13 protein-coding genes are annotated in these 16506 nt (G+C 45.1%); all 13 read left to right on the forward strand.

Annotated features, from left to right (window positions below; all coding sequences use genetic code 11):
* The first annotated feature begins 26 nt into the window (after positions 1–26).
* The 13 genes from NSQ29_RS03455 (at position 27) to NSQ29_RS03515 (ending at position 16502) form a co-directional block, all read left to right on the forward strand.
* Positions 27–959: an ABC transporter permease gene (locus tag NSQ29_RS03455; protein ID WP_042190878.1), complete on the forward strand. Its 933-nt coding sequence runs from the start codon at positions 27–29 to the stop codon at positions 957–959.
* Positions 960–992: 33 nt separating this feature from the next.
* Positions 993–1907, forward strand: coding sequence for an ABC transporter permease (locus tag NSQ29_RS03460; RefSeq protein ID WP_042194363.1), 915 nt, complete (start codon positions 993–995; stop codon positions 1905–1907).
* 11 nt (positions 1908–1918) lie between these two features.
* A complete protein-coding gene (locus NSQ29_RS03465) occupies positions 1919–2914 on the forward strand; it encodes an ABC transporter ATP-binding protein (RefSeq protein WP_042190876.1) in 996 nt (331 codons plus the stop codon).
* Positions 2911–3831, forward strand: coding sequence for an ABC transporter ATP-binding protein (locus NSQ29_RS03470; RefSeq protein ID WP_042190873.1), 921 nt, complete (start codon positions 2911–2913; stop codon positions 3829–3831). The genes NSQ29_RS03465 and NSQ29_RS03470 overlap by 4 nt, the downstream gene beginning before the upstream one ends.
* Positions 3832–4062: 231 nt before the next feature.
* Positions 4063–5694: a bacillithiol biosynthesis cysteine-adding enzyme BshC gene (gene bshC / locus NSQ29_RS03475; protein ID WP_341124372.1), complete on the forward strand. Its 1632-nt coding sequence runs from the start codon at positions 4063–4065 to the stop codon at positions 5692–5694.
* A 99-nt stretch (positions 5695–5793) separates the two neighbouring features.
* Positions 5794–7065: an adenosylhomocysteinase gene (locus tag NSQ29_RS03480; RefSeq protein ID WP_341126725.1), complete on the forward strand. Its 1272-nt coding sequence runs from the start codon at positions 5794–5796 to the stop codon at positions 7063–7065.
* Between the two features lie 364 nt (positions 7066–7429).
* Complete coding sequence (mraZ, locus tag NSQ29_RS03485; protein ID WP_036683674.1) at positions 7430–7867, forward strand: division/cell wall cluster transcriptional repressor MraZ; 438 nt, start codon at positions 7430–7432, stop codon at positions 7865–7867.
* 36 nt (positions 7868–7903) lie between these two features.
* The gene (gene rsmH / locus NSQ29_RS03490; RefSeq protein WP_042190866.1) at positions 7904–8857 is read left to right on the forward strand and encodes a 16S rRNA (cytosine(1402)-N(4))-methyltransferase RsmH; all 954 of its coding nucleotides are present in this window, start codon (positions 7904–7906) and stop codon (positions 8855–8857) included.
* Positions 8858–8880: 23 nt separating this feature from the next.
* Positions 8881–9273: a septum formation initiator family protein gene (locus tag NSQ29_RS03495; RefSeq protein WP_340972183.1), complete on the forward strand. Its 393-nt coding sequence runs from the start codon at positions 8881–8883 to the stop codon at positions 9271–9273.
* A gap of 45 nt (positions 9274–9318) precedes the next feature.
* Positions 9319–11550 (forward strand): penicillin-binding transpeptidase domain-containing protein, encoded by a 2232-nt coding sequence (locus NSQ29_RS03500; protein WP_341124373.1) that lies wholly within the window; start codon positions 9319–9321, stop codon positions 11548–11550.
* Positions 11551–11630: 80 nt separating this feature from the next.
* The gene (locus NSQ29_RS03505) at positions 11631–13556 is read left to right on the forward strand and encodes a stage V sporulation protein D (RefSeq protein ID WP_076284763.1); all 1926 of its coding nucleotides are present in this window, start codon (positions 11631–11633) and stop codon (positions 13554–13556) included.
* Positions 13557–13611: 55 nt separating this feature from the next.
* Complete coding sequence (locus NSQ29_RS03510) at positions 13612–15099, forward strand: UDP-N-acetylmuramoyl-L-alanyl-D-glutamate--2,6-diaminopimelate ligase (RefSeq protein WP_042190858.1); 1488 nt, start codon at positions 13612–13614, stop codon at positions 15097–15099.
* Positions 15096–16502: a UDP-N-acetylmuramoyl-tripeptide--D-alanyl-D-alanine ligase gene (locus tag NSQ29_RS03515; protein WP_341124374.1), complete on the forward strand. Its 1407-nt coding sequence runs from the start codon at positions 15096–15098 to the stop codon at positions 16500–16502. The genes NSQ29_RS03510 and NSQ29_RS03515 overlap by 4 nt, the downstream gene beginning before the upstream one ends.
* The last annotated feature ends 4 nt before the right edge of the window (positions 16503–16506 follow it).

Below are 16506 nucleotides of genomic sequence, written 5' to 3' on the forward strand. Positions count from 1 at the left end.
AATTTGTCGGAGGAGGTGTGATGGGGATGGTTCGTTATGTCGCAAATAAATTCTTCTATATGTTGGTTTCATTATTTGTACTGATTTCAGCAACTTTTTTCTTGATGAAAGCTATTCCAGGGGATCCGTTTACTTCTGAGAAAAAAGTACCGCCAGAAATTAAAGCGCGTTTGATGGAGCAATATGGTCTGGACAAGCCGCTCTCTCATCAGTATTTTAAGTATTTAGGTGATATTATCCAAGGTGATCTGGGTGTATCCATGAAGCGCCTGAATCAAGATGTATCACATTTGATCGGTCAAACCTTTTCAGCGTCGCTGAAGCTGGGACTCGTCGCAATTGTTGTGGCGGTTATTGTTGGGGTTCTTCTCGGCATGTTAGCGGCACTCTATCACAGAAAGTTTCTTGACAGCGCCGCGATGGTGTTGGCAGTTCTGGGGATTGCGGTTCCGAGCTTTGTAGTCGCGTCATTATTACAGTATGTGTTCGCTTTCAAATTGGGTTGGGTACCGGTTTCAGGTTTTAAAGGACCAATCTATTATTTCCTTCCTGTAGCAGCGCTCTCGGCACAGCCAATAGCATTTATAGCGCGCTTGACACGTTCAAGTATGCTTGAAGTTCTGAATGCGGATTATATCAAAACGGCTAAGGCTAAGGGATTAAGCTGGATGGCTATTCTAAGCCGTCACGTACTTCGTAATGGTATCTTGCCGGTTGTTACTTACATGGGACCTATGACAGCTAACATCGTAACTGGTTCGGTTGTTATCGAGCAGATCTTTGGTGTTGGGGGTATTGGTAAACAGTTCGTGGAAGCGATTGGTGTCCGTGACTATACCGTTATTATGGGAATAACCATTTTCTATGGTGTACTACTCATGGTGGCCCGTTTCATTACTGATATTGCTTATGTATTGATTGACCCACGTATGAAATTAAGTGGAGGAAAGGAGGGCTAAAGAGTGGCATCTGATAATAACTTGTTAAAGAACATGAATCTAAAACCGGAAGACTTTCAAAAAGTCGGTGTAGATGAAAAAGAAGCCGAGGTAATTCAGCGGGAGAGTCTCTCTGCCTGGAAAGATTCTTGGCAACGGTTGCGTCAAAACAAAATGGCGATGACCGCGCTTGGGATTCTAGGCTTGATCGTGCTTGCGGCGATTATCGCTCCCTTATTCTCGAAATATAACTATTACTCCAATGACTTGATGAATACCAATAAGCCCCCTTCCTCCGATCACTGGTTTGGAACGGATGATCTTGGACGTGATATTTTCGTTCGTACTTGGTACGGCGCACGGATCTCCTTGATCGTTGGTCTAGCTGCGGCAGCCATCGACTTGTTTATCGGTGTTATCTATGGAGGTATTATGGGCTTCTTCGGCGGCCGTGTAGATAATATCATGAACAAATTCTCTGAAATTTTGTACTCCATTCCTTATCTGCTTGTTGTAATTTTGCTTTTGGTTGTGCTTGAACCAAGTCTTGGTACCATCATCCTGGCCTTAACCATCACGGGTTGGATTACGATGTCGTGGATTGTACGCGGTGAAATTATGCAGCTTAAGAATCGCGAGTTCGTATTGGCTTCTCGTTCCATGGGTGCAGGTTCTGCGAGACTGTTGTTCAAACACCTTCTGCCGAACGCAGTGGGTCCGATTATTGTAACGATTACACTTTCTGTACCAAATGCAATTTTTGCTGAGGCTTTCCTAAGCTTCTTGGGTCTTGGTGTACAAGCTCCTATCGCTTCACTTGGATCTATGATTAACGATTCACTCACCGGTTGGTTGTACTATCCATGGCGCTTCCTGTTCCCTGCCATTCTGATCAGTTTAACCATGCTTTCTTTCAACATTTTCGGTGATGGTCTTCGTGACGCGCTTGATCCTAAGCTGAAAAAATAGGAGGGTTATGGATGGAACCTATTTTACAAGTCAAAGATTTGCATGTTTCGTTTTTTGTTAAAGGCGGAGAAGTGCAAGCTGTCCGTGGTATGAATTTTGAAATTGGCAAAGGTGAAACGGTTGCCATCGTCGGCGAGTCCGGCAGCGGTAAGAGTGTAACTGCACAATCGATTATGCGGTTGATCCCTTCCCCACCCTCTAAAGTGAAAAAGGGAGAAATTATTTTCCAAGGACAAAATCTGCTAGACAAAAGCATGAAAGAAATGGAATCCATTCGCGGTAAAGATATTGGCATGATTTTTCAAGACCCGATGACTTCTTTGAACCCAACCATCAAAGTGGGCAAACAGATCACTGAAGTTTTGATTAAACATCAGAAAATGTCAGCGGCCGAAGCGAAAAAGCAAGGTATTGAGATGCTCAAATTAGTTGGCATCACAAATGCTGAGGCTCGCTTTAACCAATATCCCCACGAGTTTTCAGGCGGTATGCGCCAGCGTGTAATGATTGCAATCGCGCTAGCCTGCCGTCCGGCTTTACTCATAGCGGACGAGCCTACAACGGCTCTTGACGTAACCATTCAGGCGCAGATCATGGAAGTTATGAGAGAGATGCAGCAAAAACTAGGTACCTCCATCATTTTGATTACCCATGATCTTGGCGTCGTTGCCGGTATGTGTGATCGGGTTATTGTAATGTATGCAGGTGAAGTTGTGGAGACCGGAACAAGATGGGAAATCTTTAAGAATCCACAGCATCCATATACCAAAGGTCTGCTGCGCTCGATGCCGCGTCTGGACCAAAAGAAGGGCGAGCCGCTCATTCCGATCATCGGCACACCGCCAGATCTGATCAAGCCGCCGATCGGCTGTCCGTTCACCGCGCGTTGCAATGAAGCAATGCATGTTTGCGAACAAATCGATCCCGGCGCCACAGAATTCAGCGAAACGCATATGGCGCGTTGCTGGAATCTGCATTCGATGGCCAAGGAGGTGCAGTACTCTTGAGTAAGAACCTAATAGAGGTAGAAGGTCTTAAGAAATATTTTAATGTAGGTCAAGGCAAGGTTCTTAAGGCTGTTGATAATATTAACTTCTCCATCCGTGAGGGCGAGACGCTTGGAATGGTAGGAGAATCCGGTTGTGGTAAGACTACTGCTGGACGTACAATTCTTCGCTTGTATGAGCCAACTGCCGGAAGTGTGAAATATAATGGTACAGACATTTATAAATTGCCTTCTAACAAAATGAAAGCAATGCGCCGTGACATGCAGATGATTTTCCAAGATCCGTACGCATCACTTAACCCGCGCTTTACGGTTTCTGATATCATCGGCGAGGCACTGGACATTCACGGAATGGCTGGCAGTCGTGCAGAACGTAAAAAACGGATCGAAGAGCTGCTCGATATGGTTGGTCTTAACCATGATCACGCTACTCGTTATCCGCATGAATTCTCTGGTGGACAACGCCAACGTATTGGGATTGCCCGTTCGTTAGCGGTAAATCCTAAGTTCATCGTTTGTGATGAGCCGATTTCCGCGCTTGACGTATCCATTCAGGCTCAGGTCGTAAACTTGCTTAAAGAATTGCAAGATCGTCTGGGATTGACTTATCTTTTCATCGCGCATGATCTGTCCATGGTTAAACATATCAGTGATCGCGTAGCAGTTATGTATTTGGGTAAAATGGTAGAATTGGCGGAAAGTGAAGAGCTTTATGCAAATCCTATCCACCCTTATACCAAATCTCTCTTGTCAGCTATTCCAATTCCGGATCCGGAAATTGAAGTGAACAAGAAACGTATTCACTTGCATGATGAGCTTGGTAGTCCTATTTATTCTGCTAACGAAAAGAGCAATGATAGTGACTTTGAATTAGTAGAAGTATCCAAAGGACACTGGGTAAGCAAAAAATTTGCTTAAATCTATAGCGAGTATTAGACAGGCGGGAGCGTTATGCTCTCGCCTCTTGTATGTAGTGGGGATATTTAATAATCATTTTAATGGATAAGAAAATAAAACGGCTGCTCTTGCATTGCTTTTTTGCAGGTATGTAATTCTTTTGACGCGGCCCCTGACTTTGGATACAATCATATAGAGTTTACGAACTTGGATTTACATATAACTGCTCAGTAGAACTGGAGGCACTAGCAAATGAATATTGTTAAGGAACCGCTCCCGGGTGGATCTGCACTCGCGCGCGACTATATAGAAAATTTTGAAAAAGTTAGTCATTTGTATGGTGGGGATTTCCGAAGCAAAGAGAGTAGAAGCATTCGGGCAGAATGGCTGGATCGTAGTGAGGGTCTCCGTGCAGACCGGACACAAGTTGCTGCATGTCTACGGCAATATAATGAAAAGCATAATTCACATGATGCGGTGATGTCTTCCCTGGCACTTTTAGAACAGCCAGGAACGTTAGTGGTTACTGGCGGACAGCAAAGCGGATTATTTACAGGACCACTACTTGTAGTATATAAAGCAATGACAACCATTATGGCGGCAAAAGAAGCAGCAGAACAGCTCGGTCGACCTGTAGTCCCATTATTCTGGATTGCAGGAGAGGATCATGACTGGGATGAAGTGAATCATACGTATGTATTGAATCGTACGCACGAGATTACAAAGATTAAGATAGAGAAATCAGAGGAGAAACGCTCCTCGGTGAGTAATATTCGTGTAGAAGATGAAAGCTGGCAGCAAGTAGTGGAACAGCTGGATGCGCTACTTCAAGACAGTGACTTTAAACCGCAAATTATGGAATTTATTCGATCTTCTTCGTTTAGAGCAGATAGTATGACGGATGCTTTTGCCAAACTGATGGGTTCTTTATTTGGTAAATTTGGTCTGATCCTGCTTGATTCTGCTGATCCTAACCTTCGTAAGTTAGAAGAGCCTTTCTTTACTTCGCTAATTATGCAGAATGATGCACTGGAAACAGCGTATATGAATTCTGCTTCTGATATCGTGAACGCTGGGTATGAGCTTCAAGCTGACGTTACGGCAGGCAATGCCAACCTCTTTTATATACATGAAGGTGTACGATTATTGCTTCATAAGAAAGATGGCATTTTTGCCGATCGCAAGGGCCAGGTATCGTTCACCCGGGATGAACTACTGGAGGAAGTGAAGGTACATCCGGAACTATTCAGTAACAACGTGCTGACACGTCCGCTTATGCAGGATTATGTGTTGCCGGTTCTAGCAACGGTGCTAGGTCAAGGTGAGATTGCTTATTGGGCCATTCCGCATCGTGCGTTTGAGATCATTGGGGGACAAATGCCCCTGATCATCCCGCGAATGTCTTTCACAGTGGTGGAAGGTACGCTTCATAAGCATATGGATAAATATCAACTAAGCTTTGAGGACGTAAGACAGGGACTAGATCGTAAAAGACATGAGTGGTTGGCTGCACAGGATGAGCTGGGGATTGAACAACGTTTCGAAGAAACCAAAGCTACTTTCTCCGCCATGTACGAACCACTGATTGAGCAGCTTGGAACCATTCAGGCAGGTCTGCTAAAACTAGGGAATAACAATAAAGATAAGATTTTAGATCAGATCACTTTTTTACAAGCGAAAGCCCAAGATGCAATGGCAAAACAGAATGAAGCTGCAATCCGTCAATGGGAGCGAATCGAGCTGTCGTTAATGCCACTGGGTAAACTGCAAGAAAGAGTGTACAATATCATGTATTACTTGAACCGCTACGGACTTCCATGGTTAGATGAGCTGATGGCTATTGAACCGGATTATAGTGGGACGCATCGTATCATTTATATGTAGAGAAGTATTGCTCCATAAAACAAAGCGTATGCTTACGATGCAAGTTTTGTACGAAGTAGATTCAATGTAGTAACGCTCACAAAACTTTTAGGAGGTTTCATTATGAGTTCATCAAAACAAAATAGTATCGTGGCTGATATGTCACTCGCACCCGAAGGTCATTTGAAAATCGACTGGGTTCGTCAACATATGCCGGTATTGAACCGTATCCGTGAGCAGTTCGAAGCTGAGCAGCCATTCAAAGGACTAAAAGTATCTATTACGCTTCATTTGGAAGCTAAAACCGCTTATCTGGCGAAGGTAGTCAAAGCAGGCGGTGCAGAAGTAACCATTACTGGATCGAATCCACTGTCTACACAGGATGATGTATGTGCGGCGCTTGTAGAGGACGGAATTACCGTATTTGCTAAATACAACCCGTCACCTGAAGAGTTCAAAGCCCTTAATATCAAGGCGCTGGAAAGCAAACCGGATTTGATTATTGATGATGGTGGGGATTTTGCTACATTGCTGCATTCGGAGCGTCCTGATCTAATGGAGAATATTCGTGGGGGTGCTGAAGAAACAACAACCGGCATCATTCGTCTAAAAGCTCTTCAAAAGCAAGGTGTGTTGAAGTTCCCAATGGTCGCAGTAAATGATGCTTATTGCAAATATTTGTTTGATAACCGCTATGGCACAGGCCAATCCGCATGGGATGGAATTATTCGAACAACCAACCTGATCGTTGCGGGCAAAACCGTAGTTGTTGTCGGATACGGCTGGTGCGGTAAAGGTGTTGCTATGCGTGCCAAAGGTTTGGGCGCAAAAGTGGTTGTCACAGAAGTGGATGCTATTAAAGCCGTTGAAGCACATATGGACGGTTTCGAAGTTATGCCTATGCTGGAAGCTGCTAAGGTTGGTGATTTCTTCGTTACAGTAACTGGTAATCGTTATGTCATTCGCGGTGAACATTATGATGTGATGAAGGATGGCGCAATTATGTGCAATGCAGGTCATTTCGACGTTGAAGTGAATAAGCCTGAATTGTCTGAAAGATCCGTATCTCAGCGTACGGTTCGCAAAAATATCGAAGAGTACCAGCTTCACGACGGACGTAAACTATATCTGCTTGCAGAAGGCAGACTTGTAAATCTGGGTGCTGCGGATGGACACCCTGCCGAAATTATGGATACGACCTTTGCGCTACAAGCGCTGTCGTTGAAATATGTAAATGATAATTATAAGAGCATCGGCGTAAAAGTTGAGAATGTTCCTTACGAGCTGGATGAGCAGGTAGCACGCTACAAGCTGCAAAGTCTGGGCATTAACATTGATAGTCTGACTTCTGCACAAGTGGATTATTTGGACAGCTGGAATCTGAACGATTAATTACGGAACGCACAACAATAAAGTATATTAACCAAGTGTACCTTGAACTGAAGCAACTTTTGTAAAATATAAGAGAGTATAAGTTTTACGCTATACATTATCCTTATATTTCTCGCTTAAACGCTTCGGCGTCCTTATAAGGACACCGAAGACGTTTATGCTTGAAAAGCCATGCAGCGGACAAGATTCCGATTGTATGGCTTTTTTCTGTGGCGAAATGTTTTTTGGGTAACGATCCGTCTGATTTAGCAAAAAATTCCTTTCACCAGAAAAAGGTTTTTGATTTTTAATGGCGAATCTATTATGCTTAAGTGGTGAAAAGTGGGGTAAAGTGGGGATTCGGGGATTAGGGGTGGGAAAAAGGATGTTCATGGGAGAGTATCAACACAGCATTGACGACAAAGGCCGAATTATTATTCCGGCTAAACTCCGTGAATTGCTTGGAACCTCCTTTGTGACGACCCGTGGTCTAGACTCCTGTTTATTTGTTTATCCCATGGAAGAATGGGCAATCATGGAACAAAAGCTAAAAAGCCTTTCACTGATGAAATCAGATGCCCGTGCATTCAGTCGCTTTTTTTTCTCAGGCGCAACAGAATGTGTATGGGATAAACAGGGAAGGGTAAATCTGCCGGCCAATTTAAGGCAGTATGCCAAACTGGACAAAGACTGTGTTATTCTGGGCGTTTCGAACCGGGTGGAAATCTGGAACAAAGAGCTATGGGAGCAGTACTTCGAACAGTCCGAGGAATCGTTCAACGAAATTGCCGAAAAATTGGTGGATTTCAATTTTGATCTATAAAACACAATATCGAATACTGTCCTGGAGGGATGCAGCTTGTTTCACCACATCACGGTGCTTAAAGAAGAAGCGACAGAAGGGCTGCACATCAAAAAAGACGGAATCTATGTAGATTGCACTCTCGGTGGAGCAGGCCACAGCGCACTAATTGCTTCCAAACTTAGCGGCGAAGGCCGATTAATCTGTTTGGATCAAGATGATTGGGCTCTGGAGAACGCAAAAGAAAGACTTGCTGAATACGGAGACAAGGTTGTACTCATTAAGACCAATTTCCGTGATCTGGAGAGTGTACTTAAGGATGTGCCCTTTGTACCACAAAAAGATGGCATTCCCCAAGTGGATGGGGTCCTCTTTGATCTTGGCGTATCCTCTCCCCAGTTTGATGAGGGAGAACGCGGATTTAGTTACAATCATGATGCTCCGCTGGACATGCGAATGGATCAGACGGCGCTATTAACGGCTGCTGATATTGTGAATACGTGGTCTGAGCAGGAGATTGCCCGTGTGCTTTTCCAATATGGAGAAGAGAAGTTCTCGCGGAGAATTGCTAAGAAAATTGTAGACAGAAGAGAAGAAAGTCCTGTGGAGACCACAGGAGAATTAGCTGAGCTTATCAAGGAAGGTATTCCGGCGGCTGCACGAAGAACGGGAGGACACCCCGCTAAACGTAGCTTTCAAGGTTTACGGATTGCTGTAAACGACGAGTTGGGTGCTTTTGAAGAAGGATTACATAGCGCAGTACGTTGCCTTGCACCAGAAGGTAGAGTATCCGTTATCACTTTTCATTCACTCGAGGACCGAATTTGCAAGCAAATACTAAGCAGCTATTTAAGCAGATGTACATGCCCGCCTGACTTTCCGTTTTGTGTATGTGGCGCGAAAGGCACGCTTAAGTTAATCAACCGCAAACCGCTTGTGCCTTCTGAAGAAGAGCTTGAGCTTAATACTCGAGCCCGTTCAGCTAAGCTGCGCATTGCAGAAAAATTGTAATTGACGATAAAGGAGAGTCAGAGATGGCCTATACCCGCGGCAATTTAGCAGTTCAGCCCAAAAGAAAAGAAGAGGTAAACCCCCTTTACCGCGAGAAGACAAAAGTAGTTACCAAACGAAGAGTACTTCCGCTGCAAGAGAAACTTTTGTATATGCTGACGCTAGGAGTATGCGTTTTGGTGGCTATCACCCTGATTTCACGTTACGTTCATATTTATGATTTGAACTTGCAGGCCCAGAAATTAGATAAGGATATAGCGACTGCTAAGAAGCAAATTTCCACGTTTGAGATGGAGAAGCAGAACTTGGAGCAGAAGGTTGCCCAAAAGGCAAAGGATCTTGGATACGTAGCACCGGATGAAAATGATACAATCTTTATTCCGGCGAATCCGATATCGACAGAAGGCGATAATTAGTGAGCGATTGGCAAGATCGCAATAAAAAAATTGTGAGGTTCGCTTATGGTAAAGAGAATAAAACTTCGCACGCTGTTTATAGGAGGGTGTATTACCCTCTTTTTTCTTGTTTTGATAGCTAGAGTGTTCTGGATTCAAGTTATGGAGGGTTCAGAATGGCAAGAAAAGGCTGCTACACTTTGGGCGCACACTTCGACTATCAAAGCAGAGCGAGGAACGATTTCTGACCGTAATGGGAGTGTGCTCGCAAGTGATGTTCCTGCTTATACTGTGGTTGTAAACCCGGCAGTCATTGCTGAAAAGGGAATTGGTGATGAGGTCGTCAAGGGATTGCATGAGCTACTCGGCAAGCCAGAAGATGAGCTGCGGAAGCTGGTTGAAGCGAAAGACGAGAACGGTAAATACCTCAAGAATCGTGAGGTTCGTAACGAAGGCTGGAAGATCGATCAGGAACTTGCTGATAAGGTGAAAGAATTTTATGTAGCCCTAGGTAAAGAGCATAAAATTCAAGAGACTGGGATTGGTCTTGTTAGAGAGCAGAAACGATATTACCCTAAAGGTTCGCTTGCTGCGCATATATTAGGCTATACAGATCGAGATGGCAAGGCGATTATGGGTCTGGAAAAATCCCTGGATGAACAGCTTAAGGGTGCCGATGGCAAGCTGCTTTATCAAAGTGACGGTCAAGGGGTTAAGCTGCCGGATTCAAAAGATACCTATAAACCTGTAGTAAATGGAAGTAATTTCAAACTTACAATCGACAGTACAATCCAGCAATATATACAAGCGGCCATGGAAAAGGCATATGCGCAATATAAGCCGAAAAGTATGAGTGTCATTGCTGCTGATCCGAATACGATGGAGATTTTGGGGATGGCGAATATGCCTACCTTTGATCCTAATAAATATATGGATACGGGTGCTGATGCAGCGGGTTTCTACAATCATGCTATCAAATCAACTTATGAGCCTGGTTCGACCTTTAAAATTGTAACACTTGCTGCAGCTGTAGAAGAGAAGCTTTTTGATCCCGTAGCTACATTTCTGTCAGGATCTATCAGAATTAAGGGATACAGTAAGGCATTACATGATATTAATCGTTCCGGCTGGGGGCAAATCAGTTTCCTGGAAGGTGTGAAGCGGTCTAGTAACGTTCTTTTTGTAAAACTTTATGAAATGCTCGGACAAGATAGACTTTTACAATATATTGATGATTTTGGCTTTAATGGGAAGACAGGAATCGATTTGCCAGGGGAAGCCAGTGGGGTCGTTAACCCTAACCTTGGACGTCCTATCGAAATTGCTACACTTGCATATGGGCATGGTAAAGTGCTAGTTACCCCGCTTCAACAATTGGTTGCTGTATCTGCTATCGCCAATGGTGGGAAACTGATGACTCCATATGTGGTAAAAGAGGTTACGGACCCAAACACCGGTGACACTAAGGTTACTCAGCCTAGTGTAGTGCGTCAGGTGATTGATGAGGCAAGCGCCAAGAAAACCGGTGAATACTTGGAGCAGGTAGTTGCCGACCAAGTCAAAGGTACAGGACGCAACGCTCACATAGAAGGTTACCGTGTCGCAGGTAAGACAGGAACGGCTATCAAGGTTGAAGGTAAGGACTACGTGAAGTCCAAAGTACTGGTCTCCTTTATTGGTTATGCGCCTGTGAATGATCCAAAGATCGCTGTTATTGTTATTATTGATGAACCGAACGTTGAGGTTGGTGGCGGTAAAGCTGCAGCTCCTGTATTTAAAGAAATCGTATCTCAGTCTCTGCAATACATGGGAGTTCCAAAGTTAGCGACTGAAACTAGCGATAAGGATAGTAAAAAAACAGTTGAATCTGAAGCGCCTGTGCTCCGGACCACACCTGATCTGATGGGCAAAACGATGAAGGAAGCAAGAGAGACGCTTCTGGATCAAGGATTCGATTTTGAAGTGGTCGGTGCAGAAGCATCTGTGGAAACCCAATATCCAGAGGCTGGAACGAAGCTTACTCAAGGACAGCGTATATACCTATTAAGCAAGCAAGGGGACAAGCCTACCATTCCAAAATTACAAGGAGAGTCGCTGCGTGATGCGCTTGAGATTCTAACACTTCTAAAAGTGGAGATTGCGGTAGAAGGCGAAGGATATGTCTCGGAACAGATTGAAGGAACAAAGAACGGCAAAACATTGGTTACTTTGAAGCTGAAACCATTAAATGATAAGAGTGAAGAGGATCCTACAACTTCGACTGCTGATGAGGGTACGGAATCGGAGAGTGGGCCATAGGCTTGTTCTAACCCCTGTTTGTCCCGAATAGTCATGAAGATAAGAGCTCATGTCTATAGGTGAAAGCGGGGGAGAACGGAATGAAGGTTTCGAAGGTCGTAACACGGCGGAGAATGTTGTGGACGCTGCTGGGACTGGCAGTGTTATTCGGTTCGCTGGTCGTGCGTCTTGCTTATGTGCAATTATCCCAAGGCGAGAAATTAAGTGACAAGGTAGAAGATTCCTTGCGCCGCAATATTCCTTTTACAGCCAAGCGTGGTGAAATTTTGGATCGTGAAGGTATTCCACTGGCCTATAATATCAGTACGCCTACGGTTTATGCGGTGCCTGTGCAGGTGAAGGAGAAGCAAAAGACAGCGCAGCAATTGGCGCCTCTGCTTGGGATGACCGAGGAGAAGCTGATGAGCTTGCTGACTAAAAAATCAATGTCGGTGAAACTACAGCCCGGCGGCCGCAAAATTACGATGGAACTTGCCGCGAGCATCCGTGATTTGCAGTTGCCGGGCATCGTTGTCGCTGAGGATAGCAAAAGATATTATCCGTACGGCGATCTTGCCGCGCATATACTAGGCTTTACAGGTATTGATAACCAAGGGATTACCGGGGTCGAGAACATATACGATAATTTACTTAAAGGAATAGCAGGTAATATTTCGTATTTGTCTGACGCAGGTGGAAGACTCATGCCTGGATCATCGGAGAAGTATTCTGCCCCTCAGGATGGACTTAATCTGCAATTGACGATTGATAAACAGATTCAATCCATTATGGAACGTGAGCTGGATCAAGCTATGGTAAAATATCAGGCGCAGGGTGCTTGGGCTATAGCGATGAATCCGAAGAATGGTGAAATTCTGGCCATGGCTAGTAGACCGGGTTATGAACCGGGTTTATATAAGGAATATGATCCGCAGATCTATAATCGGAATTTGCCCATTTGGATGACTTACGAGCCTGGTTCGACGTTCAAAATCATCACACTTGCTGCAGCACTGCAAGAAGGTAAGGTAGACCTGCAAAATGATCATTTCTATGATCCTGGGTTTATCGAAGTGGCGGGTGCGAAGCTACGCTGTTGGAAAAAAGGCGGCCATGGCAGCCAAACCTTCCTTCAGGTGGTTGAGAACTCCTGTAACCCTGGTTTTGTTGCTCTTGGGCAACGGCTGGGCAAAGAAACCCTCTTCAAATATATTCGTGATTTTGGTTTCGGCAGCAAAACAGGAATTGATCTAAACGGAGAATCTAATGGGATTCTGTTCAAGCTTAGTCAAGTAGGTCCGGTGGAGCTTTCGACTACGGCCTTCGGCCAAGGGGTCTCGGTTACACCTATTCAGCAGATTGCTGCGGTATCCGCGGCTATCAATGGTGGCAATCTCTATAAACCACATGTAACAAAATCATGGGTTAATCCGGAAACGGGAGAGACTGTATCAGAGGTGAAGCCTGAGCTTGTGCGGCAGGTCATTTCGGAGGAGACATCCAAGAAGGTGCGGGCAGCACTTGAGAGCGTGGTTGCCAAAGGCACGGGACGGCCGGCTTTTATCGACGGCTATCGTGTAGGTGGCAAGACGGGTACTGCACAGAAGGTTGTAAATGGACGTTATTCTCCGACAGAGCACATTGTTTCTTTTATTGGCTTTGCGCCGGCGGATGATCCACAGATCGTTGTCTACACTGCAGTGGATAATCCGAAAGGGATTCAATTTGGGGGTGTAGTTGCAGCTCCAATCGTGCAAAATATTTTGGAAGACTCGCTGCACTATATGAAGGTTCCTGAGCGCAGTGATCAGCTTCCAAAAACTTATAAGTATGGTGAAACTCCGATTGTGACCGTGCCTGACCTTACAGGTGCAACCGTACAAGATATCTATGAGGATTTAAATATGAATTTTAATCTGGCGCGTTCAGGCTCTGGCAATACGGTCATCAATCAGGCTCCGAAAGCTGGGGCAAGAGTAGAACAGGGCTCAACCATCCGGATTTATATGGGAGCTTCTAGTGAATAATGATAAAGGTATAAGGGTTCAGTTTGTATCCGAAAATGTAGAGTGAGGGATTACTATGAAAGTTAATGAATTATCTGCTTGTCTTGCTACTTCGCGTCTATATGGGGACGGGGAGGTGGAGATTACTGATCTTCAGACGGATTCCCGCCGTGTAAGTCCGGGTGATCTGTTTATCTGTTTACCGGGTCACACCGTAGACGGACATAAATTTGCGCCGCAAGCCGTAGCCTCTGGAGCATCTGCTATCGTATGTGAGCATAAGCTAGAGCTTGATATCCCACAGATCGTTGTGGATGACTGCCGTTTTGCGATGTCTGTCATGTCGAATGCATTCTTTGGCTCACCTAGCAGCCGAATGAGAATGATCGGGGTTACGGGTACAAATGGGAAGACAACTACGACTTATCTTATTGAGCGGATTATGCAAGACCAGAATATGAAGACGGGTCTGATTGGGACCATTCAAATGCGCTATGACGGCAAAAGCTACCCTATGTCAGGGACCACTCCAGAATCGCTAGATCTGCAGCGCTCGCTTCATGATATGGCCTCCAAAGGTGTGGAATGTTGCGTAATGGAAGTCTCCTCCCATGCGCTTCAGCAAGGACGTGTGAAGGGTGCGGACTTCCGTACAGCAATATTTACGAACTTAACCCAGGATCATCTGGATTATCATCATACAATGGAGGAGTATCGGGCGGTTAAAGGTCTATTCTTCTCTAGACTAGGAAATGTGATCTCTCCTTGGAAAGAAGAACGCAAATATGCGGTGCTTAATGCTGATGATGAGGCGAGCCACTATTTTGCAACCCAAACTGCAGCGGAAGTGATTACATATGGCATTGATAACAACGCTAATGTCCGAGCTTCGCAAATCTCGATCACTGCAAAAGGAACTTTTTTCCATGTAGATACGTTTAAGGGTGAGACGGACATTTCGCTTCGTATGGTTGGTAAGTTCAATGTCTATAATGCACTTGCGGCGATTACGGCAGCGTTGTTGGAAGATGTGTCACTGTCAGATATCAAGACTAGTCTTGAGGCGATTGATGGGGTAGCTGGACGGGTGGAGTCAGTAGATGAGGGGCAAGAATATGCCGTTATCGTTGACTATGCACATACACCAGACGGGCTGGAAAATGTATTAAGAACGGTCTGCGAATTTGCTACAGGTAAAGTGCTTACTGTGTTTGGCTGCGGAGGAGACAGAGACCGCACGAAACGTCCTTTAATGGGTAAGATAGCTGCAAAATATAGCGACATGATATTCGTAACCTCTGACAACCCTCGGACGGAGGACCCTGAGCTAATTCTGAAGGATATAGAAGCAGGACTAGTAGAGGATGGAGTCACCTCTGACCGGTATCATATGATTGTTGATCGCCGAGAAGCAATTGGGAAGGCTATTGAAATGGCAAGCTCTGGCGATGTAGTATTGATTGCGGGGAAAGGTCATGAGACCTATCAACTGATTGGCGGAGTGGTTCACGATTTCGATGACCGCATCGTCGCGAAAGAAGTTATAAGGGGTCGAAGCTATTGATTACAAGAAACTTGGGACAAATTGCTGTGATGTGCGCAGGGGAACTTCCTGCTGCCGAAGCTATGAATATACCTCTTACGGGCGTCGTTACTGACTCCCGTAAGATTACTACAGGCTGCCTGTTTGTCCCTTTAACGGGAGACAAATTCGACGGTCATCATTATGCAGCTACAGCTCTTGCTGCTGGTGCTGCTGGGACCTTGTGGCAGCGTGATAAAGGTCCAGCACCTGAGGGTGGCGGAGTCATTGTTGTTGAAGATACGCTAGAGGCGCTTCAGAAGCTGTCCGCTGCGTATTTAAATGAGGTCGCTCCGAAGGTTGTCGCAGTTACGGGCAGTAATGGCAAAACAACGACAAAAGATATCATTATGGCCTTGCTCGAAATGCAGTACAAGGTGCACAAGACAGAGGGGAACTTCAATAATCATATTGGTCTTCCGCTCACGATTCTATCCATGGCTGAGGATACAGAGATTGCAGTGCTTGAAATGGGTATGAGCTCGCGGGGAGAAATTGCTCTGCTGGCTTCTTTGGCTGCACCAGATGTTGCAGTCATTACTAATATAGGTGAGTCACATCTGCTGCAACTGGGATCCCGCAAAGAAATCGCCCGTGCCAAGCTGGAAATAGTCGAAGGGCTAAAGCCAGGTGGACTGCTAATTTATAACGGTGATGAACCGCTGCTGACTGAGGTAATGCAAGAGTCCACTTTTGAGGCTCCGGAGGGGATGGTGTCCTTCCGTTTCGGCCTGAACGGAGATAATGATGATTATCCGACTGGGATGATGTCCCATAGTGGTGGTATGACGTTTACGTCAAGCCTTCATAAGGAACATGCTTTTACATTACCGCTGCCAGGCCAGCATAACGTTGTTAACGCGTTGGCTGCACTAGCGGTTGCTCGCCATTTTGGAATTACAGAACAAAATGTTGAGAATGGGTTAAGTAATCTTAAGTTGACGGGCATGCGGATTGAAGTGATTCGGACTTCTTCCGGGCTTACACTTTTGAATGATGCTTATAATGCCAGTCCGACTTCTATGAAGGCGGCCATTGATGTGCTTCAAACTATGAAATGCAGTGGCAAAAAAATCGCAGTACTGGGGGACATGCTGGAACTTGGGCCGGATGAAATACAGTTTCATAAAGAAATTGGCTACTACCTAGACCCCGCAGTGACTGATTTTGTATATACCTATGGTCCATTGTCAGTTCATATTGCAGAAGCTGCAAAGGAAAGATTCGGAAACGAGCGTGTGCTGGCTTTTACGGATAAGTCAGAATTAACAGCCGTCCTTATCGAGAAAAGCAGCTCCAAGGATATTGTACTATTCAAAGGATCTAGAGGGATGAGGCTTGAGGAAGTGCTTCAGAGCCTTAATAAAGAGATTAAAGAGACCTAAAAAA

This window comes from Paenibacillus sp. FSL F4-0236, assembly GCF_038000135.1.
Classification (GTDB): domain Bacteria; phylum Bacillota; class Bacilli; order Paenibacillales; family Paenibacillaceae; genus Paenibacillus_AQ.